Source organism: Limnohabitans simekii (SeqCode) (genome assembly GCF_965234735.1).
Lineage (GTDB): Bacteria > Pseudomonadota > Gammaproteobacteria > Burkholderiales > Burkholderiaceae_C > Limnohabitans > Limnohabitans simekii.
Genome location: NZ_OZ248541.1, coordinates 385,227 through 409,767, shown reverse-complemented (window position 1 = coordinate 409,767; position 24,541 = coordinate 385,227). Strand labels below are relative to the sequence as shown.

Genomic DNA, 24,541 nt, shown 5'->3' with positions numbered 1-24,541 from the left:
ACTAGCGGGTGGCCCAGCCACCTGACATGGGAAACACCTGGCCGACAAAGCAATCGGCTTGGCTGGAACACAAGTAGGCGGCAAAGGCCGCGTCTTCTTCGGCTTTCACCAATCTGCCCAGTGGCACTTCGCGTTTCAAGCGTTCTTGAAACCGGGGATTGGCTTGCACCTCGGGCGGAAAGTAAGTGGGGTTATCGACAAAATTTTGCGCGATGGCATTGACCTGGATGTTGAACGGGGCCATTTCCACACCCACCGCTTGCACATAAGCGAGCTGGGCACCGCGGGCTGCGCTGTAGCTGGATGAGCGCTTCATGCCGCGCAAGGCACTGGCGCTGCCCATCACCACCACCTTGCCATGCCCTTGCGCTTGCATGGACGGCAACACGGCTTTGACCATGCGCTGCAAAGGATGGACCATGCTGTTGAACACCGCTTGCCATTCGTCTTCGCTCACCTCAGAGGCCAGGGTGACGGGCGCAGGCATGGCCAAATTGGCCACCAACACATCGACAGTTCCGTGCTCGGTCAGCATTTGCGCAGGGGCATCCAGAGGTTGCAGATCGCGCACATCCGCCAACACGGTGGCCCCTTGCGCGGCCAAGGCTTTGCACAAGGCGGGGCCCATGAAGACATCGGCTTGGGTCACCAAAATCCGCAAACCTTTGAGCATGGTCACTCCGGCAAGTCGTCTTCAGCGTCGACCAACACTGCGCCTTCAGGCAAGGGGCGTGCTTGGCGCTTGCCGGTTTTTGCCAGAACCTCCACATAGACCTGCACCGCTTGCGCTTTGGCCACCGCGTCGATCGTGCTGATGAGTTCAGACAAATGCACGGTTTGCGCTTCTTCTTTGGTGGCGGCCACTTTGCAATCAAAGTCCCAAAAGTCGGCGCCTTCAGGCAGGTCTCGTCGGCGTTCGCGTTTCAAGTATTTGCGCACGTCATGCTTGACGGCGTCGAGCACCCGATCGGGATGCCGACCGTCGATGTGCAAGGGATAGGTTTTTCTCATGCAGCAATTATGCGGCCACCCTGCACCCCTTCTGCAGGGCACGATAATGCGCCAGCAGAACCAGAAAGGTCCTTTTTCATGTCAGCAGTCTTGGCGATTTGTATCGGGGCTTGTGTGGGTGCCTTGGCCCGCTGGCAACTGGGTTTGCATTTCAACAGCACAGGCGTCTTGCCTTGGGGCACTTTGTATGCCAATTTGATTGGTGGATACCTGATTGGCGTGTGTGTGGCGGTGTTTCAAGCCTTGCCCGACCTCGATCCTTTGTGGCGTTTGCTTTTGGTGACGGGTTTTTTGGGTGCGCTCACCACGTTTTCATCGTTCAGTGCCGAAGTCGTTCAGATGTTGCTTGCCTCGCGTTATGTCTCGGCGCTGGTGACCGCATCCCTGCACCTGCTGGGGTCTTTGCTTTTCACGCTGGCTGGCATCAAAACAATTGAGATGATCTGGGTCAGGTAAGCACTTTGTCAGGGCTGTGCGTCACAGTCCGGCCACCATGAAAACCATGATTTCCGCCAATGACCGTCTGAACCGCATAGAACGGGCCCGCCATGCTGTGATGGTGGAGGGCACGGCTTCGACGCCTTGGGTGCAAGGCTGGATCAGCGACAGCTGGCGACGCTGTATCGCCCAAGGCTTGAAAGCCGATGATGCCTTGAGCTTCAATCCGGTGTCCACCAGCCACATCAAACAAGCCCTGGATCAAAACCGCGACCTGATTCAATCAGCCAAGCCTGAACTCGAACGCTTGGGCCGCGCGATTGCGGGCACCCCATTTTTCGCCCTCATCACCGATGCGCAAGGTGTTTTGCTCGACCTTGGCGGTGCCATTGATCGACACGACAAACGTGTCAGCAGCATCGCGCGTGTGGGTGTGGACTTGTCCGAACGCGCGGTGGGCACCACCGCCATCAGTGCCGCGCTGACCGAAATGCGTCCCGTCTGGTTGCACCGCAGCGAGCATTTCTTCAACGACACCGCCATCTACAGCTGCGCTGGTGCGCCGCTGTGGGGCTCGCAAGGCGAATGCATTGGCATGCTCGACTTGACCGGCGTGCAAACCGCCGAGCGCCCTGAGCTGATGCATTTGGCAGCACTGTCAGCCCGCAGCATCAGCAACGCCTTGCTGTTGCGCCAGCCGCACCACATGCTGCTGCGCCTGAATTGGCCTGGTCGTTCCATGGGTGACGACAACGACGGCCTGGTGTTGCTCGGCAGTGACGGCGAAGTCTTGGGTGCCAATCCTTGGGCTCGTGAGATGCTGAATTTGCATGCCCACCCGCAAGTTCATGCCAGCGACGTGTTTGCGCTGCCTTGGGGTTTGTTGTTTGATGCAGCCAATTCAGACCAAGCGGTGGAAGTGCCGCTGTGGAGTGGCCTGCAACTTCAGGCGCGGGTTTATGTGCAACATGGTTATGCGCTGGACAACCAACCCAAAGCCACCGGGCCCTTACAGCAACTGCAATCGGCCATGATTTCCAAGGCCATCGAGCAGGCACGCGGCAATGTGGCACAAGCGGCCAAGGTGCTTGGCATCAGCCGCGCCACGCTCTACCGCAAGCTGTCCCGCAAGCCCAGTTAGTTCAAAGAGCCATCCTTAGCTCACCAGTTTCAGGCCTTTGGCATCCGGGTCGGTGGCGTGCAGCACATCGGCGAAGCGATGACGCACCGAGGCTTCTATGCCCGCGGCATCCAAACCCAACGAGCTCATTATTTTGACTGGGTCGCCATGCTCGGTGAACACATCCGGCACACCCAAACGCAGCACGGGGATGTTGATGCCTGCATCCTGCAAAGCCTCCAACACCGCAGACCCTGCACCACCCATGAGGGCGCCTTCTTCCACCGTGACCAAGGCATCGTGGCTTTGCGCCAAAGACAGCAGCAGTTCGGTGTCCAAGGGTTTGGCCCAGCGCATGTTGGCCACACTGGCGTTCAAAGGCAAAGCGGCTTGCAAGGCGGGGTAGAGCATGGTGCCAAAAGCCAGAATGGCCACGCCCTTGCCTTGGCGGCGCAATTCGCCTTTGCCAAAAGGCAAAGTGTCCAAGCCAGCGCTGAGGGCGGTGCCCGCACCAGAGCCGCGCGGATAGCGCACCGCCACCGTGTGGTCTTGGGCGTGGGCGGTGCTGAGCAGCATGCGGCACTCGTTTTCGTCTGCTGGGCAGGCGATGCTGATGTTGGGGACGCAACGCAGGAAAGGAATGTCATACACACCCGCATGGGTGGGGCCGTCGGCACCCACAATGCCTGCGCGGTCCAGCGCCAGCACCATGGGCAGTTTTTGCAAGGCCACGTCATGGATCACTTGGTCGTAGGCACGCTGCAAAAACGTGGAGTAGATGGCCACCACCGGCTTCAAGCCTTCGCATGCCAAACCAGCCGCAAACGTGAGTGCATGCTGCTCTGCGATGCCCACATCGTGGTAGCGGTCGGGGAAGCGGCGGTGGAACTCGACCATGCCCGAACCTTCTCGCATGGCGGGCGTGATGGCCACCAACTTGGGATCTTGCACCGCCATGTCGCACAACCATTGGCCAAACACCTGGCTGAAGGTCTGTTTGGGGGCGGTGGTCGGACTGATCAAGCCCACCTTGGGATCGAATTTGCCCGGACCGTGGTAAGCAATCGGGTCGGCTTCTGCCAATTGGTAGCCCTGCCCTTTGCGGGTGACGACATGCAAAAACTGCGGACCTTGCAATTGCTTCAAATTTTCCAGCGTGGGAATGAGCGAGTCGAGATCGTGGCCGTCAATCGGGCCAATGTAGTTGAAACCAAATTTTTCAAACAAGGTGGCGGGCAGCACCAAGCCTTTGGCTTGGTGTTCCAAACGACGGGCCAACTCAAACAAGGGCGGCGCGTTTTTCAAAACTTGGCGGCCCACCTCTTTGGCGGCCGAGTAAAAACGCCCACTCATGAGTTGCGCCAAATAGCGGTTCAAAGCGCCCACGGGCGGGCTGATCGACATGTCGTTGTCGTTCAAGATGACCAGCAAATTGCAGTCGGCCACACCAGCATTGTTCATGGCTTCAAAGGCCATGCCTGCCGTCATGGCACCGTCACCGATGATGGCCACGCAATGGCGTTGCTCGCCCTTTTGCTTGGCCGCCAAGGCCATGCCCAGTGCGGCAGAAATGCTGGTGGAGGAATGGGCCGTGCCGAAGGCGTCGTATTCGCTTTCGTCGCGTTTGGGAAATCCAGCCAGGCCGCCCAGTTGGCGCAGGGTGTGCATGCGATCACGCCGCCCGGTGAGGATTTTGTGCGGGTAGGTTTGGTGGCCCACATCCCAAACCAAACGATCATGGGGTGTGTTGAACACATGGTGCAAGGCCACAGTGAGTTCGACCGTGCCCAAATTGGAGCTGAGATGACCACCGGTTTGCGCCACACTGGTGAGCAGGAAAGAGCGCAGCTCATCAGCCAAAACGGGTAACTGGGCTGGCGACAGTCGCCGCACATCGGCGGGCGATTGAATGCTGTCGAGCAATGGTGTCATGGGGCGATCTCCTGCAAACCCTGCAACCATGCAGGGTACGCTATTGTCATGAGGGTGAGCATAGATGTGTCAATTCAAGTTGACTATAAGGGGTTTACCCTTGTATTTTTAGATTGACGCATGAAAAAACCCCCGGGCAAAGCCACAGGGGTTTTGAACAAAACCGAAAAAAGCGATCAGCCTTTTTTGGCGTAGGCACTGCACCAGCCAGCAGCAGCAACCTGCTTGCCTGCAAACAGAGGACAACCGCCTGCCTTGTCGCCGGCTTTGCCTGAGTACAAAGCACAGTTGTCGCAACGCTGTTCAGCCTTGTGGTTGGCGTATTTTTTCTTATCGACTTTGCTGGTATCTGCCTTGTAACCCAGGGCTGCAGCTTGGGGGTCGTTTTCGGCGACCAGGGCTTGGGCCATGGCTTGGCCGGCCAACAAGGCGGTACCGCCCAAGCTGAGTTGAATCACAAATTCGCGACGACTTGTCATAAATGTCTCCGTTAGATAAAGAAACCCCAATTGGGGAAAAACCTGGGGGATTTTGGCGCATCCCTCGGGGTTCAAGCACAACGCCCGCCAGATACCCCAGGTTGACGCTCAAGTAAGCAGCCCACTGCGCAACATCAGCGGGATGAGGGGCTGGCAGATTGGCGCATCGCCGTTTTGATCTGGGCCGGGGTCCAAGCCGGTTTGTCGGGGGCATAGCGTTGTCGCATCCAGCCCACCAAGTCCAGCATTTGCGCCTCGCTCAAGCTGTCCTTGAAGCCGGGCATGAAGCCCACGCGCTGGGAGGGTGGTTGTTGAATACCGGACTGAATCACCTGCACCAGGTTGTCCGGGGTGGCGCTGTGCAAGTTGCCATTCAAGGACAGCGGCTGGTTCACGCCCAACAGTTGCGGCCCGCTGCCGTCATGGTGGCATGCGCCGCAGCTGCCCTCAAATTGGCGCTGGGCGGCTGAAGGCAGCGGTGCAGAGGCCGCGGCTTGTTGCACCACCTGTTGGGCTTGGGCGGTTTGCTGGCTGTCGTTCAAAGGGGCAGCGGTTTGCAATGAGGCCAAATACACCGCCATGGCTTGCAAATCGGCGTCAGGCACGGTTTGCAAATTGCGCACCACTTGGGCCATGGGGCCGCTGGCCACGCCATGGAAATCGGTGTAACCGTGGCGCAAATAGTGGAAGAAATCTTCAGCTCGCCAGGGCACGGGTGACGGGTTCAGCGAGGTCAGTGCCGGTGCCTGCCAGCCGTCTAACACTGCGCCTTGCAAAAAGGCACTGCTTTTTTGCTCGGCCCCCAAGGCATTGCGTGGCGTGTGGCAGGCCCCGCAATGGGCCGCGCCATTCACCAAGTACTCGCCTCGGTTCCACTGCGCGGTTTGCGCTGGGTCGTATTGGTAGGTGCTGGGTTGATGAAACAAACCATTCCACAGCAGCATGAGCGAGCGCATGCCAAACGGAAAGCCCATGTCGGCTTGTGGCGTGGCTTGCGACACCGCAGGGCGTTGCATCAACCAAGCGTAGAGCGCCGTCATGTCGTCATCGCTGATGCTGGCAAACGCGGTGTAGGGGAACGCAGGGTACAAAGCGTGGCCATCGCGCGAGATGCCTTGGCGCATGGCCCGCTCAAAGGCTTGGTAGGTCCAAGCACCCAAACCGGTGTCCGCATCGGGCGTCAGGTTGCTGCTGTAAACCGTGCCAAATCCTGTGTTGAAAGCCTTGCCGCCAGCAAAGGGCTCGCCTTGGTCGCTGGTGTGGCAGGTGACGCAGTTGCCCAAGGCCGCTACTTCCGCGCCGCGCGCCAGCACGGCTTGGCTGACCGGGGCCAAAGGACTCGCCATGCGCGGCAAACTGCTGCGCCAACCCACACTGGCCGCGGTGAAGGCGGCCAAGGCCAACAAGGCACCACCCACTTTGGGCCAGCTCCAGCCCTTGGCCCAGCCCGGTTGTGACGAGGGTGCGGGGTCGGGATTGCGGCTGGCTTGGGGTGTCGGCTGCACGGGTGCGGCCAAGGGGTTCAAGGCGGCTCGCACCACTTCCGGGGTGAAGGGTGGTTGCCGAAAACGAATGCCGGTGGCGTCAAAAATAGCGTTGGCAATCGCCGCCGTGCCGGGCACCGAGGAGGATTCGCCTGCGCCCAAGGGGTCTTCCAAGGGGCGCGGCATTTGCACCACTTCGATGACGGGCACTTGCGGGAATTGCAAGATGGGGTAACTGCCCCACTCCGCGCTGGTGACCCGGCCATCGGTGGCATCGGTTTGCACTTGTTCCAGCAAGGCGCGGCTGGTGGTTTGCAACACATTGCCATGGATTTGCTGCTCGACCCCTTTGGGGTTGACCACCATGCCTGCGTCATGCCCCACCACCACCCGCTGCACCTGCACCTCACCGGTGGTTTTGTGGACCCGCACGTCGGCCACCCAAGCGGCCCAAGCGGCACCAAAGCCCGGCCACTTGCTGTGGATGTAGCGGGCATAGGCCACGCCCTGCCCGACCAACCAATCACCCTCCGATGGGCGTTGTTGCGGCTGGGTGTGCGCTTGCCAACCGGCTTTGTCAGCAGTCGCCTGCACCATGGCTTTGGCGCGTTCATCGGCCAAATGCGCCAAGCGGTATTGCACGGGGTCCGCGCCAGCGGCAGTGGCCAATTCGTCGATGAAACTTTCATGCGCAAACGAATTCGGCAAGGCCGACACACCGCGCAACCAAGAGGCCCGCAGGATGGGCGGCATGTCGTTCACGGTGACGCGCAAGTCGGCATAGTTGTAGGGTGGCCGAGCGGTGCGGTCGCCCATTTCAAAAGCTTGGGCAATGGGCTCAACGGTGCGCGTGAGCAACAGCGCCAAAGTGGTGGCGCCATTCGAGGGATAGCTTGTTTGAAAATCGTAGCCACTGGGTTGCCCCTCGCGACCCAAGCCGCCACGCACTTGCATGAGTTGGGCCGCGCCTTTGGGCTCCCACAGATGCTCTTGTTCGCGGGTGAGTTGCACACGAACAGGCGCACCCACGGCTTTGGACAACAAAGCGGCATCGGCGGCCACATCGTCGGCGCCGTTGCGGCCGTAGCAACCGGCGGCCTCCATGCGGATGATGTTCACTTCGGTGTCATGCAGACCGCACAAACGCGCCACATCAGCGCGCAAAGCATGCGGGTTTTGCGTGCCTGCCCAGACCAACAAGCGGTGTGGCGTGTCTGAATTGTTCAAGCCATGCCACCAGGCCACGGCGCAAGACGGACCGATGCTGGCATGCATTTGGTAGGGCCACACATAGGTGCGCTGCAAGGTGTGGGCGGCGTCTGCCAAGGCTTCGTCCACCAAGCCCTCATTCACCACCTCACGCGGCGTGCTGGGGTTGCTGCGAATGGCGTTTTCAAGGTCATGGGTGCCGGGCATGCCAGGCCACGGTTTCCAATGCACCTGCAATTCGCGCATGGCCTGTTCGGCGTGTTCTTCGCGTTCGGCCACCACGCCGACAAAATCGCCTTGCACCACCACCGCGTGGATGCCGGGGATATGGGCAATGGATGAGGCTTCCACCCGGTCCAAGGTGTGGCCAATGAAAGCACCGCTGTCGGCGCCCGCATAGGGCGGCCGCACCACCCGGCCATGCAGCATGCCGGGCATGCGCATATCGTGGACATAAATCAAATCTGCAAACACCTTGGCGGGGATGTCCACACGCGGCAAGCTTTGACCGACCCATTGATGTTGATCCGCTTGTTTCAGTTCAGTGTCGCGTTGCAAGGGCAGATCGACCGCCTGGTCTTTGAGCAAGGCTGCCCAAGGCAAGCGGCCGTGTGGGGCACAGAAGACTTCACCGTCTTGAAGCTGCACCTCGCTTGGGGGCAAGGCCCAGCGTTGGGCGGCTTGAGCGATCAACCATTGGCGGGCTTGCGCCGCCGCAGCTCGCAACGGCGCGGCATGGATTTGAATTGAGGCGCTGGCAATCGTGGCCCCTTGGTTGGGCGACACCGCGGTCATACCCATCAAGACATGGACTTTGGAAGGATCGGTGTGAAGTTCTTCAGCCACCAACTGGGTCAAGGCGGTGCGCAAACCGGTGCCCAAATCCACATGGCCATGCAAAGCGGTGACGCTGCCGTCGTCCCACACGGCCAACAAACATTCATCGCCCTCGCTGGCGTGGCTGTAGACAAAGGGCGGTTGGCCAGGCGTTGGGGCTTGCTGGGGCAAGGCGGGGCGACAAACGCGCAAGACGCCTTGCGCTTCAAACAAATCAGCGCGTTGGTGAACCTGCTGGGCACGCATGGGGTCAGGCCGGGGTGGGATGCATCAGCCGCGCAGCCCGTTTGACCGCGGCCATGATCTCCACATGGGTGCCGCAGCGGCACAGGTTGCCCGACAAGGCTTGGCGGATTTGGCTGTCGGTGGGGTCGGGGCAGCGTTTGAGCAAGGCCACGGTCATCATGACCATGCCGTTCAAACAATAGCCACATTGCGCGGCTTGTTCATCGATGAAGGCTTGCTGCACCGGATGCGGTGCGCTGGCTTGACCCAGGCCTTCAGACGTGGTGATGTCGCGGTGTTGAATTTCTTGGGCAGGAATGACGCAAGCCCGGGCGGGTGTGCCGTCGATCAACACGGTGCAGGCACCGCATTGACCCAGGCCACAACCGAACTTGGGGCTGTTGAGCCCCAAGTCGTTGCGCAACACATGCAGCAGCGTGGCAGCAGAAGTCAGTCGCAGGGCATGGTCTTGGCCATTCACCTGCAACTGCACATCAACGGTACGCAGCGGCTGCATCGGTGCGAAAAGGCGAACTAATCAACCGACTTGGATATCAGCAGACTGGATGCGCTTGACACCTTTGGCTGCCATGTTTTTCCAAGCAGCGGCCAAGGAGCCGTTCAGGTCGATGGCGCGGCAAGCGTCTTCCACCACATACACCTCAAAGCCAGCGGCACGGGCGTCCATGGCGGTCCAAGCGACACAGAAGTCGGTGGCCAAACCGGTGACGAACACGGTTTTGATACCGCGTTGCTTCAAGTAGCCAGACAAACCGGTGGCGGTTTTGGCATCGGCTTCCATGAAAGCAGAGTAGCTGTCGACCTTGGGGTGGTAACCCTTGCGGATGATCAACTGGGCTGAAGGCAGTGACAAATCTTTGTGCAATTCAGCATCTTTGGTGCCTTGCACACAGTGGTCGGGCCACAGTACTTGGGTGCCGTAAGACAGTTTGGTGGTTTCAAAAGGTTTTTTGCCGTCATAGGCAGAAGCAAACGAGGCATGGCCTTTGGTGTGCCAGTCTTGTGTGACCACGATGTTTTCAAAGGCAGTTGAAATGCGGTTGATGACGGGCACCACTTCCGAGCCTTTGGCCACAGGCAAGGTGCCACCTTCCACAAAACAATTTTGCACATCCACCGCAATCAACACCGATTTGGAGCCGGGTTTGATTTTGGATGCGGCCATGGCCCAAGGTGCCATCACACCAACTGCGCCCAGGGCGCCCATTGCTGCCAGAAGTTTTCTGCGATCTGTTGTCATCTTCGATCTCCACTACAAAAAAACGCACAACCCGTGCGTGGGGAACCTGTCAACGCAGACCGTCTTGGCCCACGATTTCATGCACTTGCAAGCCGCCGACACGCGGATGCGGACGGCCACTGTCGGTGACCACCACGGCCACCAGAATTTCATTCGAGCGCGGCGCGTCGCTGATGCGGGCCTCCATGGCGTCAAAGTGGCTGCGCACAAAGGCCGCATCCTTGTGACCCAGCGGCACATCGATGGCCGTGCCCAGCGTTCCTTGTTTTTTGGCCGACGGCACCAGCGCTGCGCCTTTGCTGACGGCCATGCGCAAGGGTGCGCCCAGTTTGGGGTGCAAGATGGCCGCAGCATGTTCGAGTTCACCCGACTCGCCAACGATGGCGGCCTTGCCATAACTGTGCGCATCCGCAGGCTTGATGCCCAAGGCCTTGACACATCGGGCCCCCAGCAAACCGCCCAACTCTTCGCCAATGGCGATGAGTTCATCCAGGTTGTCGCTGAAGCGTCCGGCATACGGATTGGCAATCACCGCCATGGCCAAGGCGCGGCGGGTCGGCGGCGAGACGGCCACACCACCCTCTTGCAGCAGTTCGTCCACTTGCACCACGATTTTTCGAATTTGAGCTGTCATGTTGTTCTCCTGCGCTGTCTCAGCGCAATCCATTCCATTGGCTGATGTCTTGGGCGGCCAAACCACCCACCCGGGCATGCACCCGTGCACCGGTGCTCATGGCCAAGATCAACACGATGTCATCAGCGCGTGGTGCGCCTGGCACCCGCACTTCGATGGCGTCGAAATGGCTGCGCACATAACTGGCATTGATGTGGGTCAGGGGCACGTCCAGCGCCGCACCCGGCGGGCCTACTTTTTTGGTGGACGGCACGATGGACAAGGCGTTGCCAGGTTGACCGCTGCTGGCGCTGCCCTGGCCCACCGTGTAGGCCGCGCGGTCGCCCTTCCAGCCCAGCAATTCGCGCATGGCATAGCCACCGGGCACATGCCACAAGGCACCGTGTTCAAGTTCCCCGGCTGCACCGACGATGGCACCTTTGCCGTAACCCTGAATCGCCTCTGGGGTCACACCCATGGCTTGGCACAGTTGCTGGGCAAGTTGAACACCCAGCGGGTTCAAGGCGTCCATCATGGGCAGGATCTTGGCGTTGTACGGACCGGCATAAGGATTGCGCAACACCGCCGCGATGGCACCCCGCACCAAGGGGGTGTCAGCCACCGGGCCAAATTCGTGGTGGATCTCCTCCACATGGGTGAAGACACGGCGTACATCGATCAAGTCTGAGCTCAAACCAAACACTCCAAAACGGGTGTCACGGCCACTTGGCCTTGGCAACACAAATAGGCGGCATGCAATTGGCCCCGCGCTTGCAGGCCACGGGCACAGTCTAGCCCGAGTTGCAAAGCGTCTTGAATCAGTGCCGGGGGCAAGCTGGGCACGTCCACCGTCACCATGCGGTCGGCCAAGTCGGTGTCGTCCCGCAGGCTGTTGGCCGGGCGACGCTGAATCCCGGGGTGCTGAATAGTCACGGCGTTGGCAATCAAGGTGGCGGCCACATCGGCAAGCGCAGCCGTGTCGGCCAGCACAGTGACGCTGTCGGCCACGCCGAATGAAAAACTGCGCCCGCCCCAGCCGCTGGTGGCCACACCACGCACCGGCATGGCGGCGCTGATGACGAACTGGCCATCGGTGACCAAGGCGCTGGCGGCAACGGCAGCCAAGGCTTGCGCCAACTGGCTCACCACGCCAATGCGCCATTCGCCGCGCTGCAAGTGCAGTGCGATGTCGCCGCCATTGTTCACGTAGGCGCGGTCCACACCGGGCAGCGCCAAGGCCTGCAGCACCTCTTGCGCCACCGACCCTGCCACTGCGGCCATGGGTGTGATGAATTCATCGGCGCTGGCCCACGCCAGTTCTGAAGCCGCCTGGTGCATGCGTCGCGCCACCACGCTTTCAAAGCGGTGGTCATGCAATTCATCGACAGGGCGACGCAGTGCTGGCAATTCACGCACCAACTCGGGCAAGATGGTTTCAAAACGCTGCCAAGCCGTTTGCAAGGCGTGTTCACAAGCGTTTGAATCGCCGTCGAGTTGCAAAACGATGTCGATGGGGCCGTGCTGAAAATGCCAACGTCCGTTCGATAAGGCTTGACGGCAGGCTTGCATGACTCAGCCCAGCATGGGTGCTTGGGTCAGCGGCCAAGGGTTGGCGCCAACGGGCGGTGTTTCCCAGCGCAGTTGCGTGGGGGCGCCGTCGTTGTGCCATGCGCCTTTGCGCAAACTGTCGTCCAGGCTGCGCACAAAGCCCATGTGGCCGCCCAAGGCCTCATAGTCTGAGAGCTTCATGCTGAATTCGATGGGGGCAACGATGGCCGGTGTGGGCACGGTGCCAAAGCTGTTGGCAGGCATGCGCAGCACGTCCACCATCAAGGTGATGCCACCGCCCGGCCACACATAGGCCGGTGCGCCACCGCAGGTGACGTTCACCAAGGCTTGCTTCACCGCGCGGGTGAGTTGGATCGGGTTGTCGGTGACGCCGGATCGCAGGCTGCCACCCGCACCGCCCAAGAACAAGACCGACACCAAAGAGGGTTCGCAGTTGTCACCAATGCGGTCGACCACCTGTTGCACGGCGTCGGGCATGGGCGCAGGTTGAGGGGTTAAATGGTCATCCAAGACAAACCATTCGGCGTGTTCACCGGTGGTGGAGGTCATCAAGAAACGCAAGCCTGGCCAGGCCTCTTCGGGGTCCCACGCTTCCAAGATGGACAACGGGTTTTGGATGTTGGTGCCGCCCCAGCCGGTGCCGGGTTCGGCCACTTGGAAGTAACGCCCGGGTGTGGACTTGCGGCCTTTGATGCGGATGCCGCTGGGCTTCATGTGCAAACAGCGCCCGGCTTGGTGCTCGGTCAGCACGCCGGTGATGTGGTCGTCAACCACCACCACTTCGTCGCACAAGCCCAGCCATTGGCGGGCAAACATGCCGATGGCGGCCGAACCGCAACCCACGCGCATGCGCTGCTCGGTGACGCCATCGACGATGGGCGCTTGGCCTGCTTGCAACACCACCTTAGCTCCGTTTTCAATCTGCACCTCGGCGGCTTGGTGGTTGCCCAAAGTGTGCATGAGCGCCAAGGCGCTGCGGCCTTGTTTTTTGCTGCCGCCTGTGAGGTGGTGCACGCCGCCCAAACTCAGCATTTGCGAGCCATATTCAGCCGTGGTGACATGGCCCACCACTTCGCCATCGAACAAAACAGCGGCGCGTTCTTCGCCCAAATGGCGGTCGGTGTCGATCTTCACCTTCAGGCTGCAATAGCTGAAGATGCCTTCGGTGACCACGGTCACCATGTCCACACCTCGCGCCTTGGAAGCCACGATGAAGGGGGCGGGTTTGTAATCGGGGTAGGTGGTGGACGAGCCAATGCCGGTGACGAAGACGCCGCGCTCTTGGCTGTCGAGGGCTTGCAAGGTTTGCGGCAAGGTCTCGCCATCCATACGTGCGGTCAAGGTTTGCACTTGGCTGCTGTGTGTTTGTTGGCTGAGGAACACCACCGGGTCTAAGCGCACCAACAAACCAGCGTGGTTGGCATAGCGGTCACAGGCCCCCACCCGGCCTTCTGAAATATGGCACAGCACGGGGCAGGCATTGCATTCCACCTTGCCTTCACGCACCGGGCCAGTGCGCGGGTCTACCCTTTGCAGTCCCAGAGGCAAAGCGGAATCTGTGGCGGGCAATCCGTCGGTGTGGGTGTTGCGGGGTGTGGTCATGCGTGTGCGGTGCGGAGAATCAATTCAGCCCTCAGTCGTTGACGCATTATGCTGTCGGCCAGCGCGGTTCAGAATTTCAAAAGAAAGCATTCAGGAGAAACCCCATGGCCACCACCACCCTTGAAGAAGCCTCAGGCAAGGTTGTTCTCAAAAACATCGGTCTGCTGCTCTCGGGCGACATTGATCAACCGATCTTGGATGCCGACACCATCGTGGTCATGGACGGGATCATCACCGCCGTGGGACGCGAGAAAGACTGCGACATCTCCCAAGCCAAAACCACCATCGACGTGCGCCAAACCTGTGTGGCGCCAGGCTTGATTGACAGCCATGTGCACCCGGTGTTTGGCGACTGGACGCCACGGCAAAACCAAATCGGTTGGATCGACTCGACCATGAACGGCGGCGTCACCACCATGATCTCGGCAGGTGAAGTGCACCTGCCCGGACGCCCCAAGGACATCGTCGGTTTGAAGGCCTTGGCCATCACCGCACAACGCGCTTTCAGCAACTTCCGCCCCGGGGGTGTCAAGGTGATTGCGGGTGCGCCCATCATCGAAAAAGGCATGACCGAACACGACTTTGCCGAGCTGGCCGCCGCTGGTGTGACCCTGTTGGGCGAGGTGGGCTTGGGTTCGGTGAAAGCGGGTTACGAGGCCAAAGAAATGGTGGCTTGGGCGCGCAAGCACGGCATCCAAAGCACCATCCACACGGGTGGCCCGTCCATTCCCGGCTCGGGTTTGATTGACAAAGACGTGGTGCTCGAGGCCGATGCGGATGTCATTGGCCACATCAACGGCGGCCACACCTCTTTGCCCGAAGCGCATGTCTGCGAGTTGTGCGAAAAATCCAGCCGCGCGATTGAAATCGTGCACAACGGCAATGAGCGCGTGGCCATTGCGGCGGCCAAAGCCGCACTGGAACTCAAGTGCCCACACCGCGTGATTTTGGGCACCGATGGCCCGGCAGGCTCGGGGGTGCAACCGCTGGGTATGTTGCGCATGATCGCCCTGCTCTCCAGCCTGGCCAACATTCCCGCCGAGTTGGTGTTTTGCTTTGCCACCGGCAACACCGCCCGCATACGCAAGCTGAACTGCGGCCTGATCGAGGTGGGCCGCGCCGCCGACTTTGTCTTCATGGACCGTGCCCAAGAAACCGCGGGACGCACCCTTTTGGAGAGCGTGGAATTGGGCGACATCCCAGGCATTGGCATGGTGATGATTGATGGCTTGGTGCGCTGCACCCGCAGTCGCAACACGCCACCGGCCACGCAAGTTCCGGTGGTGGTTTGAACATGGACAGCAGCCCGCCTTTGTTGCATTGCCGCGAGGGCGTGGCCACCATCACCCTGAACCGCCCTGCGCAACGCAACCGTTTGGAAAACGGCGATTTGCAAACCTTGTTGCAGCATGTGGCGCAAATCAACGAGGACTTGAACATTCGTGCCATGGTGCTGACCGCCAACACCCAGGGCCAGCCCAAACCGGTGTTTTGTGCGGGTTATGACATCGGTGGATTTGCCGAACCAGGCCAGGGCTCCACAGCTTTTGAAAAAGTGCCCGAAGCTTTGGCCCAACTCCGCCCCATCAGCATTTGCGCCTTGAATGGCAGCGTGTATGGCGGCGCCACCGACATGGTGTTGGCCTGCGACTTGCGCCTGGGTTTGAAAGACTTGGAATGGCGCATGCCCGCTGCGGCGCTGGGCTTGCACTATTACCCCAGCGGCTTGTTGCGCTATGTGAACCAGTTTGGCGTGGCAGCGGCCAAGCGAGCTTTTCTGACCGCGAAAGTGTTCAACACCACGGAATTGCATGCGCTGGGCGTGTTGGAAATGGTCGAGGGTGTAGAAGGCTTGAACGACGGTTTGCGCGATTTGCTGCGCGATGTTTTGAACATGGCCCCACTGGCTGCGCAAGCCACCAAACGTTCCATCAACGACATTGCTGCAGGTCTTTATAACGAAGCCGTGCTCCGAGAACGCGAGTTGGACAGCGCCCGCAGCGAAGACTTTGCAGAAGGTTTGAAGGCTTTTGCTGAAAAAAGAAAGCCGATGTTCAAGGGCCAGTGACACCCATACCGATCGGGCTGACACCAAACAACCAAGCATGGCCGCCCAACAAGAAAACGGCCCACACCAGAGCACCGATGGCCATCACTTTCATGGTGGTGGACGATGCCACTTCGGACACTTCAGTCGCCTCAGGCTCCATGCTGTCCAAGAGGCGGTCTCGTTGACGCGCAGCGCGGAAGGACAGCACCGCCCACACCAAAAAAGTGCCGAACAAAACGACATCAACCAAACGGCCGTTGGATATCAAGTGCGCCAAGGCCCAGACTTTGACAGACAACACCATGGGATGGCGCAAGCGCTTCTGAATGGCGTTGCGGGGCACATAAGTGGCCACCAACAAAATCATGGCCACCAACATCAGCAAAGAGGCTGCATGGCGCGTGGCCACAGGGGGCAACCAAAGGATGCTGCTGTCTACCCGGGCCAAACTGTAGCCATAAACCAGCAATACAAAACCAAGCAAGGAGACCAGACTGTAGAGTCCCTTGTACATTTTGTCGCCCAAGCGCAGCATCGTGGCGGTGCGCCAGTCCTCGGCAAATACACGCACCGAATGACAAGCTAAAAACAAAATCAAACCCAGCAGCAACAAGCCCATGACATGTTCTCCAATCGTTATCAATGTTGACGTTGCAACACCCAATCAGCGACAGCTTGAAGCGCAGGCGCTGGGGACAATCCACTCTCTCGCAATGCATTTTGCGCTTCTTGCGCCAAACGGCTGGCCTCTGCACGGGCACCTTCTAACCCCATCAAAGAGACGTAGGTGGGCTTGTCATTGGCCGCGTCTTTGCCCACCGTTTTGCCCAAAGCAGCCACATCAGCGGTCACATCCAAAATATCGTCCACCACTTGAAACGCCACGCCAAGTGCTTGGCCGTAGCGCAACAAATGTTGCACGGTGGCCTGCGTCGCCTGCGCGGCGACTGCGCCCATGACGACGCTGGCTTCCAGCAAGGCACCGGTTTTACGTCGGTGCATTTGGCGCAATTCGTCTGCACTCAAGCGCTGACCGACACTGGCCAAATCGATGGCCTGACCACCCGCCATGCCCGCATGACCGGCAGCCCGAGACAACAAACCGCACAAGCGGGCTTGCACGCTGGCAGGAATGTCGCTGTCCTCAGGGGTCAACAACTCAAAGGCCAACGTTTGCAAGGCGTCACCCGCCAACAAAGCTTGAGCTTGGCCAAACTGCACATGCACCGTGGGTTTGCCTCGTCGCAACACATCGTTGTCCATGCAAGGCATGTCGTCATGCACCAAGGAATAGGCGTGGATCAATTCCATGGCACAAGCAGCACGCAGTGCGGCATCCAAAGTCCAAGCTGCGGGCTGGGCTGTGCAAGCCTCCATGCTGGCCATGACCAACAAGGGGCGCAAACGTTTGCCGCCATCAAGCACGGCATAACGCATGGCGTCGCCCAGACCAGCAGGAGCATGCGGCGTCACCCACTGTTGCAAGGCCTGCTCAATGGTGAGCAGATGCGCTTGGCTCCAAGCCTGCATGTTGAAGGGGGTCATGCCTCGTCGTTCCAGCTTTTCAGGCTGCCCGCTTCAAGCACCTGTATTTGCGCCTCGACGGCTTTGAGTTGACCGCGGCAATGGCTGAGCAAAAAAGACCCGCGTTGGTAGGCCTGCAGCAAGTCGGCCAAGGGCATTTGCCCCGATTCCAAGGTGGCCACCAGCTGCTCCAGTTCTTGCAAACCAGCCTCGTAGCTGTCGGGCAGGGCTTGCGCTTTGGCGGAAGCAGATGAGGGGGCGGCGGCCTTGGTCATGGGGGTCTGGGCAGTGGTTTGGCGCGATTGTAGGGGGGCTCTGGGGGACGGCTACAATCCCCTTCCCTCTGGCGACCTGCCAGTTTTTTAATCACCTCCCTGTGGGGAGTCTTTAGGTCAGGACGGTCCATGTCTGATTTAAGTCTTCAACTGCAGCAGGCCTCTGGCCAACTCCCAGTTACAAGCTATTTTGACGAGGCGCTTTATCAGCGCGAAATGGCTTTGCTGTTTCAGCAAGGTCCTCGTTACGTCGGTCATGCCTTGGCCGTGCCCGAGGTGGGTGATTACATGGCCTTGCCCCAAGAACACGAAGGCCGCGCGTTGGTGCGCAACGCACAGGGCATCGAACTGATCTCCAATATTTGCCGCCACCGACAAGCGGTGATGCTCAAAGGTCGTGGCAATTTGCAGTCCCCTGCTGCCAACATGGGCGGCAACATTGTCTGCCCCTTGCACCGCTGGACTTATGCCACCAATGGTCAACTGCTGGGGGCCCCGCACTTCCAACAAGACCCGTGTCTGAACCTGAACAACTACAAGTTGCGTGAATGGAATGGCTTGCTGTTCGAGGACAACGGCCGCGACATCGAGGCCGATTTGGCCCACATGGGCCCACGCAGCCAACTCGACTTCACCGGCTACGCCCTGGACCACGTCGAGTTGCACGAGTGCAACTACAACTGGAAAACCTTCATCGAGGTGTACCTCGAGGATTACCACGTTGGTCCGTTCCACCCCGGCTTGGGCAACTTTGTCACCTGCGACGATTTGCAATGGGAGTTCAAAAAAGAATACTCGGTGCAAACTGTTGGCGTGGCCAACCGTCTGGGCAAAGCGGGCAGTCCCACCTATGAACGCTGGCACGATGCCTTGCTGAAGTACAACCAAGGTGCAGTCCCGCCCCACGGCGCGATTTGGCTCACCTACTACCCGCACATCATGGTCGAGTGGTACCCGCATGTGCTCACCGTGTCCAGCTTGCATCCCATGGGCCCGCGCAAAACCATGAACATGGTGCAGTTCTTCTATCCGGAAGAAATCGTCGCTTTCGAGCGTGAGTTTGTCGAGGCGCAACGCGCTGCCTACATGGAAACTTGCGTCGAAGACGATGAAATTGCCGAACGCATGGACCAAGGCCGCTGGGCTTTGATGCAACGCGGTGACAACGAATTCGGCCCCTACCAAAGCCCGATGGAAGACGGCATGCAACAGTTTCATGAGTGGTATCACCAGCACATGAACGTTCAGCCTTAATGCAAGCCCTGTGGATGCTGCTGGCCGCAGCCTTGTTGGCCAGCATGAGTGTGTGCGTGAAATTTGCCTCCGTTTATTTTCACGCCAGTGAATTGGTGTTCTTTCGTGGCCTGATCAGCTTGGGCTTGGTGGCGGCTTTTGCCCACTATCGCGGTACACCCCTCAAAACGCCTATCCCGGCCATGCACTTTTGGCGCAGCATCGTCGGTGTCACATCCTTGGGCGCTTGGTTTTATGCGATTGGCAAACTGCCCTTGGCCACCGCCATGACCTTGAACTACATGAGCAGTGTGTGGATTGCCGCGTTTTTGGTGGGCGGCAGTTTGATGGGCACACTCACTGGCAACGGCCACGACATGCGTCGTCAAGGGCCCTTGGTGTTGGCCGTTCTGATGGGCTTTGTGGGTGTGGTCATGATGCTGCGCCCGACCATCGAGCAAAACCAATTGTTCGCTGGCTTGGTCGGTCTCATCTCTGGGTTTTTTGCCGCCTTCGCCTACATGCATGTGATGGCCTTGGGCCGCACCGGCGAGCCCATCACGCGGATTGTTTTTTACTTTGCCTTGGGCACCGCCGTGGCAGGTTTGTTGGGCATGACCGTCACCGGCTTGTCAACATGGGACTGGAGCCACGCGGCTTGGTTGCTGCCGATTGGCATCTTGGCCTCCTTGGGTCAGGTTTGTCTCACCCTGGCGTTTTCACGTGGCTCCACCTTGGTGGTGGCCAATTTGCAATACGCGGGGATTGTGTTTGCAGCGCTTTACGGCATGATGTTGTTTGACGAACAATTGCCCACCATCGGCTGGCTGGGCATGGGCTTGATCATCGCCAGTGGCGTGGCCTCCACTGTGTTGCGCACCCGCGCCGTTCCCGATTCACCTGCTGAGGAGCATTGAGCATGTACACCACTTTGATTTCCGTGCGCGAATTGCAAGCACTGCGTGACCCCTTGGTGGTGGTTGATTGCAGTGCCGAGTTGACTAACCCAGCGGCAGGCCGGGCGCAATTTGAAGAGCAGCACATCGCTGGTGCACTGTTTGCTGACATCAACACCGACTTGGCCACGCACGACAAAGCCTTGGCCGTGAATGGCGGTCGTCATCCACTGCCTACCCGCGAACACTTTGCCAAGTGGCTCAGCAGCTGCGGCATCGACGCGCCAACACAAGTGGTGGTCTATGACCGTCAAACCATGAACTACTGTGGCCGTTTGTGGTGGATGCTCAAGTGGTGCGGCCACGAAGCTGTGGCGGTGCTGGATGGTGGTTTGCAAGCTTGGGTGGCGGCTGGTGGTGCGGTGGCCAGTGGTCCTGCAGCACCCGTGAAAGCCTCATCTTTTCCATTGCGGGACAGCTTGGTCGCGCTCAAATTCACAGCCGATGTGTCAGCGGCTTTGGGCCAGCCCACGCAAACCATTGTGGATGCCCGGGCCCCTGCACGGTTTAAGGGTGAGACCGAGCCTTTCGACCCGGTGGCGGGTCACATTCCGGGGGCGTTGAACCGGCCGTTCACCAGCAACTTCACGCCAGAGGGCTTCATGAAAAGCCCAGCTGTTTTGAAAGCCGAATTTGAAGCCTTGTTGAATGGGCGAGAGGCCCACAGTGTGGTGCACCACTGCGGCAGTGGCATCAGTGCAGTTCCCAATGTGTTGGCCATGGAAGTGGCTGGCTTGGGTCGTCCCGCTTTGTATGCAGGCAGTTGGAGTGATTGGTGCAACACCCCGGGTTTACCCTTGGCGAAAGCTTGAAATGCACCGCTTGAGTGCATATCTCATGATTAACCTACGCATACCAAGGTTATCCTTGGGGCATTCAAGCCAACAAGTGGTTCTGAATGATCATCCCGTGTCTTACAAACATAAATTTCTTTCCCCATCACACAAGGACTGACATGAAGTATTTCGCCAAGCCCTCTCTCGGGTGGTTGTTGATTGGTTTCTTTTTCACCAATGCTTTTGCTGACACCACCAACGTCAAGACCCAAACCATCGTTGAAATCACGAAAAAAGGGGAGCATTGTGAAAATGACCCCAATTGTTTCAACCGTTACCATCCCGCCATCAAGCCCATTGCACGCGCGAAACCTGGTGATTTGATCGTGGTTCACACCCGTGACGCCCTGGACGCCAAACTCAATATCAACTCTGTTGCCAAAGACGTCACGGCGATTGACACCAACCTGATTCACCCGATGACCGGCCCCATCCACATCGAAGGCGCCAAGCGCGGCGATGTGTTGGCCATCAAACTGATTGACATCAATCCCAATGAATACGGTTACACCACCCTGATTCCTGGTTTCGGCTTTTTGCCCGATATGTTTCCAGATCCTTATGTGGCCAACTGGAAGCTGAACCGCTACGAGGCCGTCTCTGCTCAGCTGCCTGGCGTTCGCATTCCCATGAATGGCTTCATGGGTTCGGTGGGTGTCATGCCTGGCGAAGAAGAAGTTGAAAAATGGTTGGCCCGCGAAAGCCAACTGGGTGCTGCGGGTGGCGTGGCTCTGCCACCTCAACCTATCAGTGCCCGTCCTGCAGAAATCTGCGGCCCCAACGGCAGCCACAAAGACAAGTGCTTGCGCACCGTGCCTCCCCGTGAAAACGGCGGCAACATGGACGTCAAGCAAATGGTTGAAGGCACCACCCTGTTGTTGCCCTGCTACATCGACGGTTGCGGCTTCTTCATTGGTGACGTGCACTACGCACAAGGCGATGGTGAAGTGGCAGGTACCGCCATTGAAATGGGTGCAGTTGTGACTGTTTCCACCGAAATCCGCAAGGGCATGGCCTCTTTGGTCAAACAACCCATGTTTGAAGGTGGCTCACAAATCAAGAAATTGGAGCCAGACAGCTTCCACGCTGTGGTCGGTTATCCCTTGAAAAAAGCGGGCGAAGTACCACCCCAGTGGGCTTACCTTGACAGCGAAAAAATCAAACCGCTGACCAACCTGTCCAACGATTTGACCTTGGCTGCACGCAACTCCATGATCGCCATGATCGACTGGCTGATGGCCACCAAAGGCTTGAGCAAAGAGCAAGCCCTGGTTGTTGCCAGCGTGGCCTGCGACTTGCGCATCAGCAACGTGGTGGACGTGCCCAACTATGCCGTGACCACCATTTGCCCGATGGAAATCTTCGGTAAGAAATAATCTTTCTACGCTGTATAAAAAGAGCGAGTCACTCTCGCTCTTTTTTTTGGATCTTCTGATATGCAAAGACGCTCTTTCCTTTCTCGCTTGAGTCTGGCTGCCGCCATGAGCGGGCTGCCTGCCATGGCCTTGGCCCACACGCCCTACCGTTTTTGGGATGTGTTTCGAAAGCGAAACATGGTGATCCTGACATCGCATCAAGACTACACCGGAGATGACATTGGCGATCTTTGGGTGGCCACGCTGCGGCAAAACCTCCCGCTGAGTCGCGCACTGGTCAGTCGCACACAAGATTTGGGTCGCATGGCCAGTCTGCTCAAAACAGACCAAGTCAAGCTGGCGGTGTTGTCTCATGAGCACGCGCGGCAAATGTTTGCAGGCGATGCGCCCTTCGAGAGTTTCAAGCCCCTTGAATTACAGATCTTGGTGGACAACGGCAAGTACCTGTTGGTGACCCGACCGGATGTGCCTCTCTACCATGGTTATTTGGTGACACGCGGCTTGATGGACTCGGCGGCATCACTGCAATTGACAGATCCCGGCACTGGCCGACATGGCATGGCCATTCACCCTGGTGCCTTGGCTTTTTACAAAGGCGAGAAAATCGATCCACCGCCCCCACCCCCAGACAAATGAAAAAGCCTGGTTTTCACCTTCGTTGGAGCCTGCTGTGGGCTCTTCATTGGCTGTTGTGCGCAACCAGTTGGTCACATGATTCCATCACCACTGAAGTGCGACAAAACTACCTGGCCAAGCTGTCTGAAACCCAGCAAATACTGGTGACAAGCTCTTCTCCTGCTGGCAAAGCCAAAGCGCATTTTTTGCTGGGCACCACGTTGGATGAAATTCGCGACTTGTTCAACCAAGACATCATCAGCCATGGTGCGGTCAAGGGACTGGAATCGACATTGCTGCTGAGCGAGTTGGCCCGTGCGGGTTTCAAGTTAGAGAAATCTCCGCAAATCGGTCTTTACCTGTCCGCCCTGAATCACTACCGAACAGCGCTCAAGTTGGATGGCAAAGCCCCGTTCAATGAACAGGCCAAATACCTGCTTTTTAAAAACCAGTTTTACGACAGCTTCAGCGACAACCCGCTGGCCCCTTTTTCTCAAACTCGCGAAGAATTGACTGAAATGCTGACCATCGGCAACAGCTTGCTCAAGGCCAGAGACAGCACAGTCAATGCCGAAGAGGTTAAGTTCATTCTGGCCATCCATGTTTTGCAGGCTGTTCAACAAGGCATGGTGCCAAAAGAAGAGGGCACGCGTCAGTTTAAAAAACTACACGCTGAACTTCGCAAAGAATACCCGCAAAGTCTCAAACCATTGACCTTGGAGGCGCTCGTGCCTGCCCCTTGACCATGCTGGCTTTACCCCCTCGTTTGCACCGTTTTCTTCTTTGGGCCTCGCTGGCAGTCGGCCTGCTGGCCTCCAATGGGTTGACGTTGGCCCATCAAACAGGCAACAGCTATGTGACGATCCGTGAAGCAGAGGGTCGACTGCAACTAGAACTCGACTTCATCGTTCGCGACCTGGGCAACTTGCTGCAACAAGCTGCGCAAACGGATGCCGCGGCACCATCCCCTGATCAATTGGCGGCGATGCAGCCCGCCATCACAAAAGTGATTCAGGATTCACTGGACATAGAGATAGATGGCGCGTCCGTTGCATTGGTGTTCGATGCGCAATCGGTGGTACTGCATAACGACGGGCTGTATGTTCGACAACGCTTCAACGCTCCGCTTGAAGCCCAACCCCCCAAATTTGTCGTTGTTCGTTACCAATTCTTCACACAAAACGACAAGTTGGGGCGTGCCTTTTTCAAATTGCGCCTGTCTAACGATGAAATATCCTCGGTCTTTGACCATGACCATGCGGTTCAACGCTTTGTGTTGGGAGAGGCCAAAGGTTGGTCCACCTTCTGGCTCTTCATTCAAGAAGGGGCAAGGCATGTCCTGGAAGGCCCGGATCACCTGCTGTTTTTGTTGACCCTGCTTTTGCCAGGCCTGTTGTTACTTCAGCCTGCAGCCACCCCTACGGCCGCACGACATCCCGAAACAGCCGCAAAATTTGCCCTGAAGGTGATTACCGCATTCACCTTGGCGCATTCCATCACCTTGATTTGCTCGGTCTTGGGTTGGGTGAGCCTGCCCGATCGGTTCATTGAATCTGTGATTGCCCTGTCCATCATGGTGTCGGCGGCCATGAATTTACAAACGCGTTTTCAGTTCAGCCATTGGAAGATGGCATTTGTCTTTGGATTGATCCATGGCATGGGCTTTGCCAATGGCCTGAGAGAACTGGGTTTGTCGAGTATGTATTTTCTCGAAACCATGCTGGCTTTCAATCTGGGGGTTGAATTGGGCCAACTGTTTGCCGTGCTGCTGGTTGGCTTGCCAGTTGTCGTGTTGTTCAGAAGTCAAGTTGCCAAAAAAAACCTGATGCGCTGGGGATCCGTGTCTGTTTTCTTGGTCGCATTCTGGTGGTTTGTGCAACGCTTGATCGGTTGAAG

General features: G+C 58.5%; 25 protein-coding genes. 11 read left to right on the top strand and 14 right to left on the bottom strand.

Going from position 1 to position 24,541, the window contains the following annotated elements:
- Position 1: 1 nt before the first annotated feature.
- Entirely contained in the window at positions 2–673 is a 672-nt protein-coding gene (locus tag AC8GFP_RS06145; RefSeq protein ID WP_506611300.1) for an SDR family oxidoreductase, read from the bottom strand.
- A gap of 2 nt (positions 674–675) precedes the next feature.
- A complete protein-coding gene (locus AC8GFP_RS06140) occupies positions 676–1,011 on the bottom strand; it encodes a DUF6172 family protein (protein WP_506611298.1) in 336 nt (111 codons plus the stop codon).
- Between the two features lie 78 nt (positions 1,012–1,089).
- Between AC8GFP_RS06140 and crcB the strand changes: the two genes are divergently transcribed.
- A complete protein-coding gene (gene crcB, locus AC8GFP_RS06135; protein ID WP_506611296.1) occupies positions 1,090–1,467 on the top strand; it encodes a fluoride efflux transporter CrcB in 378 nt (125 codons plus the stop codon).
- A 37-nt stretch (positions 1,468–1,504) separates the two neighbouring features.
- The gene (locus tag AC8GFP_RS06130; RefSeq protein ID WP_506611294.1) at positions 1,505–2,590 is read left to right on the top strand and encodes a helix-turn-helix domain-containing protein; all 1,086 of its coding nucleotides are present in this window, start codon (positions 1,505–1,507) and stop codon (positions 2,588–2,590) included.
- A 15-nt stretch (positions 2,591–2,605) separates the two neighbouring features.
- Here the strand turns inward: AC8GFP_RS06130 and dxs are convergent, their stop codons facing one another.
- From dxs to AC8GFP_RS06085, 9 genes are all read right to left on the bottom strand, one after another.
- Positions 2,606–4,501, bottom strand: a complete 1,896-nt coding sequence (dxs, locus tag AC8GFP_RS06125; protein ID WP_506611292.1) for a 1-deoxy-D-xylulose-5-phosphate synthase — start codon at positions 4,499–4,501, stop codon at positions 2,606–2,608.
- Positions 4,502–4,677: 176 nt separating this feature from the next.
- Positions 4,678–4,980 (bottom strand): high-potential iron-sulfur protein, encoded by a 303-nt coding sequence (locus tag AC8GFP_RS06120; protein WP_506611290.1) that lies wholly within the window; start codon positions 4,978–4,980, stop codon positions 4,678–4,680.
- Positions 4,981–5,114: 134 nt separating this feature from the next.
- Positions 5,115–8,756: a molybdopterin cofactor-binding domain-containing protein gene (locus AC8GFP_RS06115; protein ID WP_506611288.1), complete on the bottom strand. Its 3,642-nt coding sequence runs from the start codon at positions 8,754–8,756 to the stop codon at positions 5,115–5,117.
- Positions 8,757–8,760: 4 nt separating this feature from the next.
- Positions 8,761–9,252 carry a (2Fe-2S)-binding protein gene (locus AC8GFP_RS06110; RefSeq protein WP_506611286.1) on the bottom strand — a complete coding sequence of 164 codons (492 nt, stop codon included), beginning with the start codon at positions 9,250–9,252 and terminating at the stop codon, positions 8,761–8,763.
- A 21-nt stretch (positions 9,253–9,273) separates the two neighbouring features.
- Entirely contained in the window at positions 9,274–9,996 is a 723-nt protein-coding gene (gene pncA / locus AC8GFP_RS06105) for a bifunctional nicotinamidase/pyrazinamidase (protein ID WP_506611284.1), read from the bottom strand.
- Between the two features lie 49 nt (positions 9,997–10,045).
- Positions 10,046–10,630 (bottom strand): amino acid synthesis family protein, encoded by a 585-nt coding sequence (locus AC8GFP_RS06100; RefSeq protein WP_506611282.1) that lies wholly within the window; start codon positions 10,628–10,630, stop codon positions 10,046–10,048.
- A 19-nt stretch (positions 10,631–10,649) separates the two neighbouring features.
- Positions 10,650–11,291 carry an amino acid synthesis family protein gene (locus tag AC8GFP_RS06095; RefSeq protein WP_506611421.1) on the bottom strand — a complete coding sequence of 214 codons (642 nt, stop codon included), beginning with the start codon at positions 11,289–11,291 and terminating at the stop codon, positions 10,650–10,652.
- 8 nt (positions 11,292–11,299) lie between these two features.
- A complete protein-coding gene (locus AC8GFP_RS06090) occupies positions 11,300–12,178 on the bottom strand; it encodes a UPF0280 family protein (RefSeq protein ID WP_506611280.1) in 879 nt (292 codons plus the stop codon).
- 3 nt (positions 12,179–12,181) lie between these two features.
- A complete protein-coding gene (locus tag AC8GFP_RS06085) occupies positions 12,182–13,780 on the bottom strand; it encodes a 6-hydroxynicotinate reductase (protein WP_506611278.1) in 1,599 nt (532 codons plus the stop codon).
- A gap of 104 nt (positions 13,781–13,884) precedes the next feature.
- Here AC8GFP_RS06085 and AC8GFP_RS06080 point away from each other — a divergent pair, with 104 nt between their 5' ends.
- On the top strand, positions 13,885–15,072 hold the full coding sequence (locus AC8GFP_RS06080; protein ID WP_506611276.1) for an amidohydrolase family protein: 1,188 nt from the start codon (positions 13,885–13,887) through the stop codon (positions 15,070–15,072).
- Between the two features lie 2 nt (positions 15,073–15,074).
- The gene (locus AC8GFP_RS06075) at positions 15,075–15,848 is read left to right on the top strand and encodes an enoyl-CoA hydratase/isomerase family protein (protein ID WP_506611274.1); all 774 of its coding nucleotides are present in this window, start codon (positions 15,075–15,077) and stop codon (positions 15,846–15,848) included.
- Here AC8GFP_RS06075 and AC8GFP_RS06070 read toward each other — a convergent pair.
- Genes AC8GFP_RS06070 through xseB form a run of 3 tightly spaced genes read right to left on the bottom strand, consistent with a single transcriptional unit; the run spans position 15,835 to position 17,629 of the window.
- Entirely contained in the window at positions 15,835–16,449 is a 615-nt protein-coding gene (locus AC8GFP_RS06070; protein ID WP_506611272.1) for an NnrU family protein, read from the bottom strand. The two genes, AC8GFP_RS06075 and AC8GFP_RS06070, sit on opposite strands and share 14 nt — an antisense overlap.
- A 20-nt stretch (positions 16,450–16,469) precedes the next feature.
- Positions 16,470–17,375, bottom strand: a complete 906-nt coding sequence (locus tag AC8GFP_RS06065; protein ID WP_506611270.1) for a polyprenyl synthetase family protein — start codon at positions 17,373–17,375, stop codon at positions 16,470–16,472.
- A complete protein-coding gene (gene xseB / locus AC8GFP_RS06060; protein WP_506611268.1) occupies positions 17,372–17,629 on the bottom strand; it encodes an exodeoxyribonuclease VII small subunit in 258 nt (85 codons plus the stop codon). The genes AC8GFP_RS06065 and xseB overlap by 4 nt, the downstream gene beginning before the upstream one ends.
- A gap of 129 nt (positions 17,630–17,758) precedes the next feature.
- Between xseB and AC8GFP_RS06055 the strand changes: the two genes are divergently transcribed.
- The 7 genes from AC8GFP_RS06055 to AC8GFP_RS06025 all read left to right on the top strand — a co-directional run bounded on the left by AC8GFP_RS06055 (position 17,759) and on the right by AC8GFP_RS06025 (position 24,539).
- Positions 17,759–18,883 (top strand): aromatic ring-hydroxylating oxygenase subunit alpha, encoded by a 1,125-nt coding sequence (locus AC8GFP_RS06055; RefSeq protein WP_506611266.1) that lies wholly within the window; start codon positions 17,759–17,761, stop codon positions 18,881–18,883.
- Positions 18,883–19,779 (top strand): DMT family transporter, encoded by an 897-nt coding sequence (locus AC8GFP_RS06050; protein WP_506611264.1) that lies wholly within the window; start codon positions 18,883–18,885, stop codon positions 19,777–19,779. Before AC8GFP_RS06055 ends, AC8GFP_RS06050 begins: the two co-directional genes overlap by 1 nt.
- A gap of 2 nt (positions 19,780–19,781) precedes the next feature.
- Positions 19,782–20,630, top strand: a complete 849-nt coding sequence (locus AC8GFP_RS06045; protein WP_506611262.1) for a sulfurtransferase — start codon at positions 19,782–19,784, stop codon at positions 20,628–20,630.
- A gap of 143 nt (positions 20,631–20,773) precedes the next feature.
- Positions 20,774–22,030, top strand: coding sequence for an acetamidase/formamidase family protein (locus AC8GFP_RS06040; RefSeq protein ID WP_506611260.1), 1,257 nt, complete (start codon positions 20,774–20,776; stop codon positions 22,028–22,030).
- Positions 22,031–22,090: 60 nt separating this feature from the next.
- Positions 22,091–22,666, top strand: a complete 576-nt coding sequence (locus AC8GFP_RS06035; RefSeq protein WP_506611258.1) for a hypothetical protein — start codon at positions 22,091–22,093, stop codon at positions 22,664–22,666.
- Between the two features lie 143 nt (positions 22,667–22,809).
- Positions 22,810–23,388, top strand: a complete 579-nt coding sequence (locus tag AC8GFP_RS06030) for a hypothetical protein (RefSeq protein WP_506611256.1) — start codon at positions 22,810–22,812, stop codon at positions 23,386–23,388.
- Positions 23,389–23,390: 2 nt separating this feature from the next.
- On the top strand, positions 23,391–24,539 hold the full coding sequence (locus AC8GFP_RS06025; protein WP_506611254.1) for a HupE/UreJ family protein: 1,149 nt from the start codon (positions 23,391–23,393) through the stop codon (positions 24,537–24,539).
- Positions 24,540–24,541: the final 2 nt, after the last annotated feature.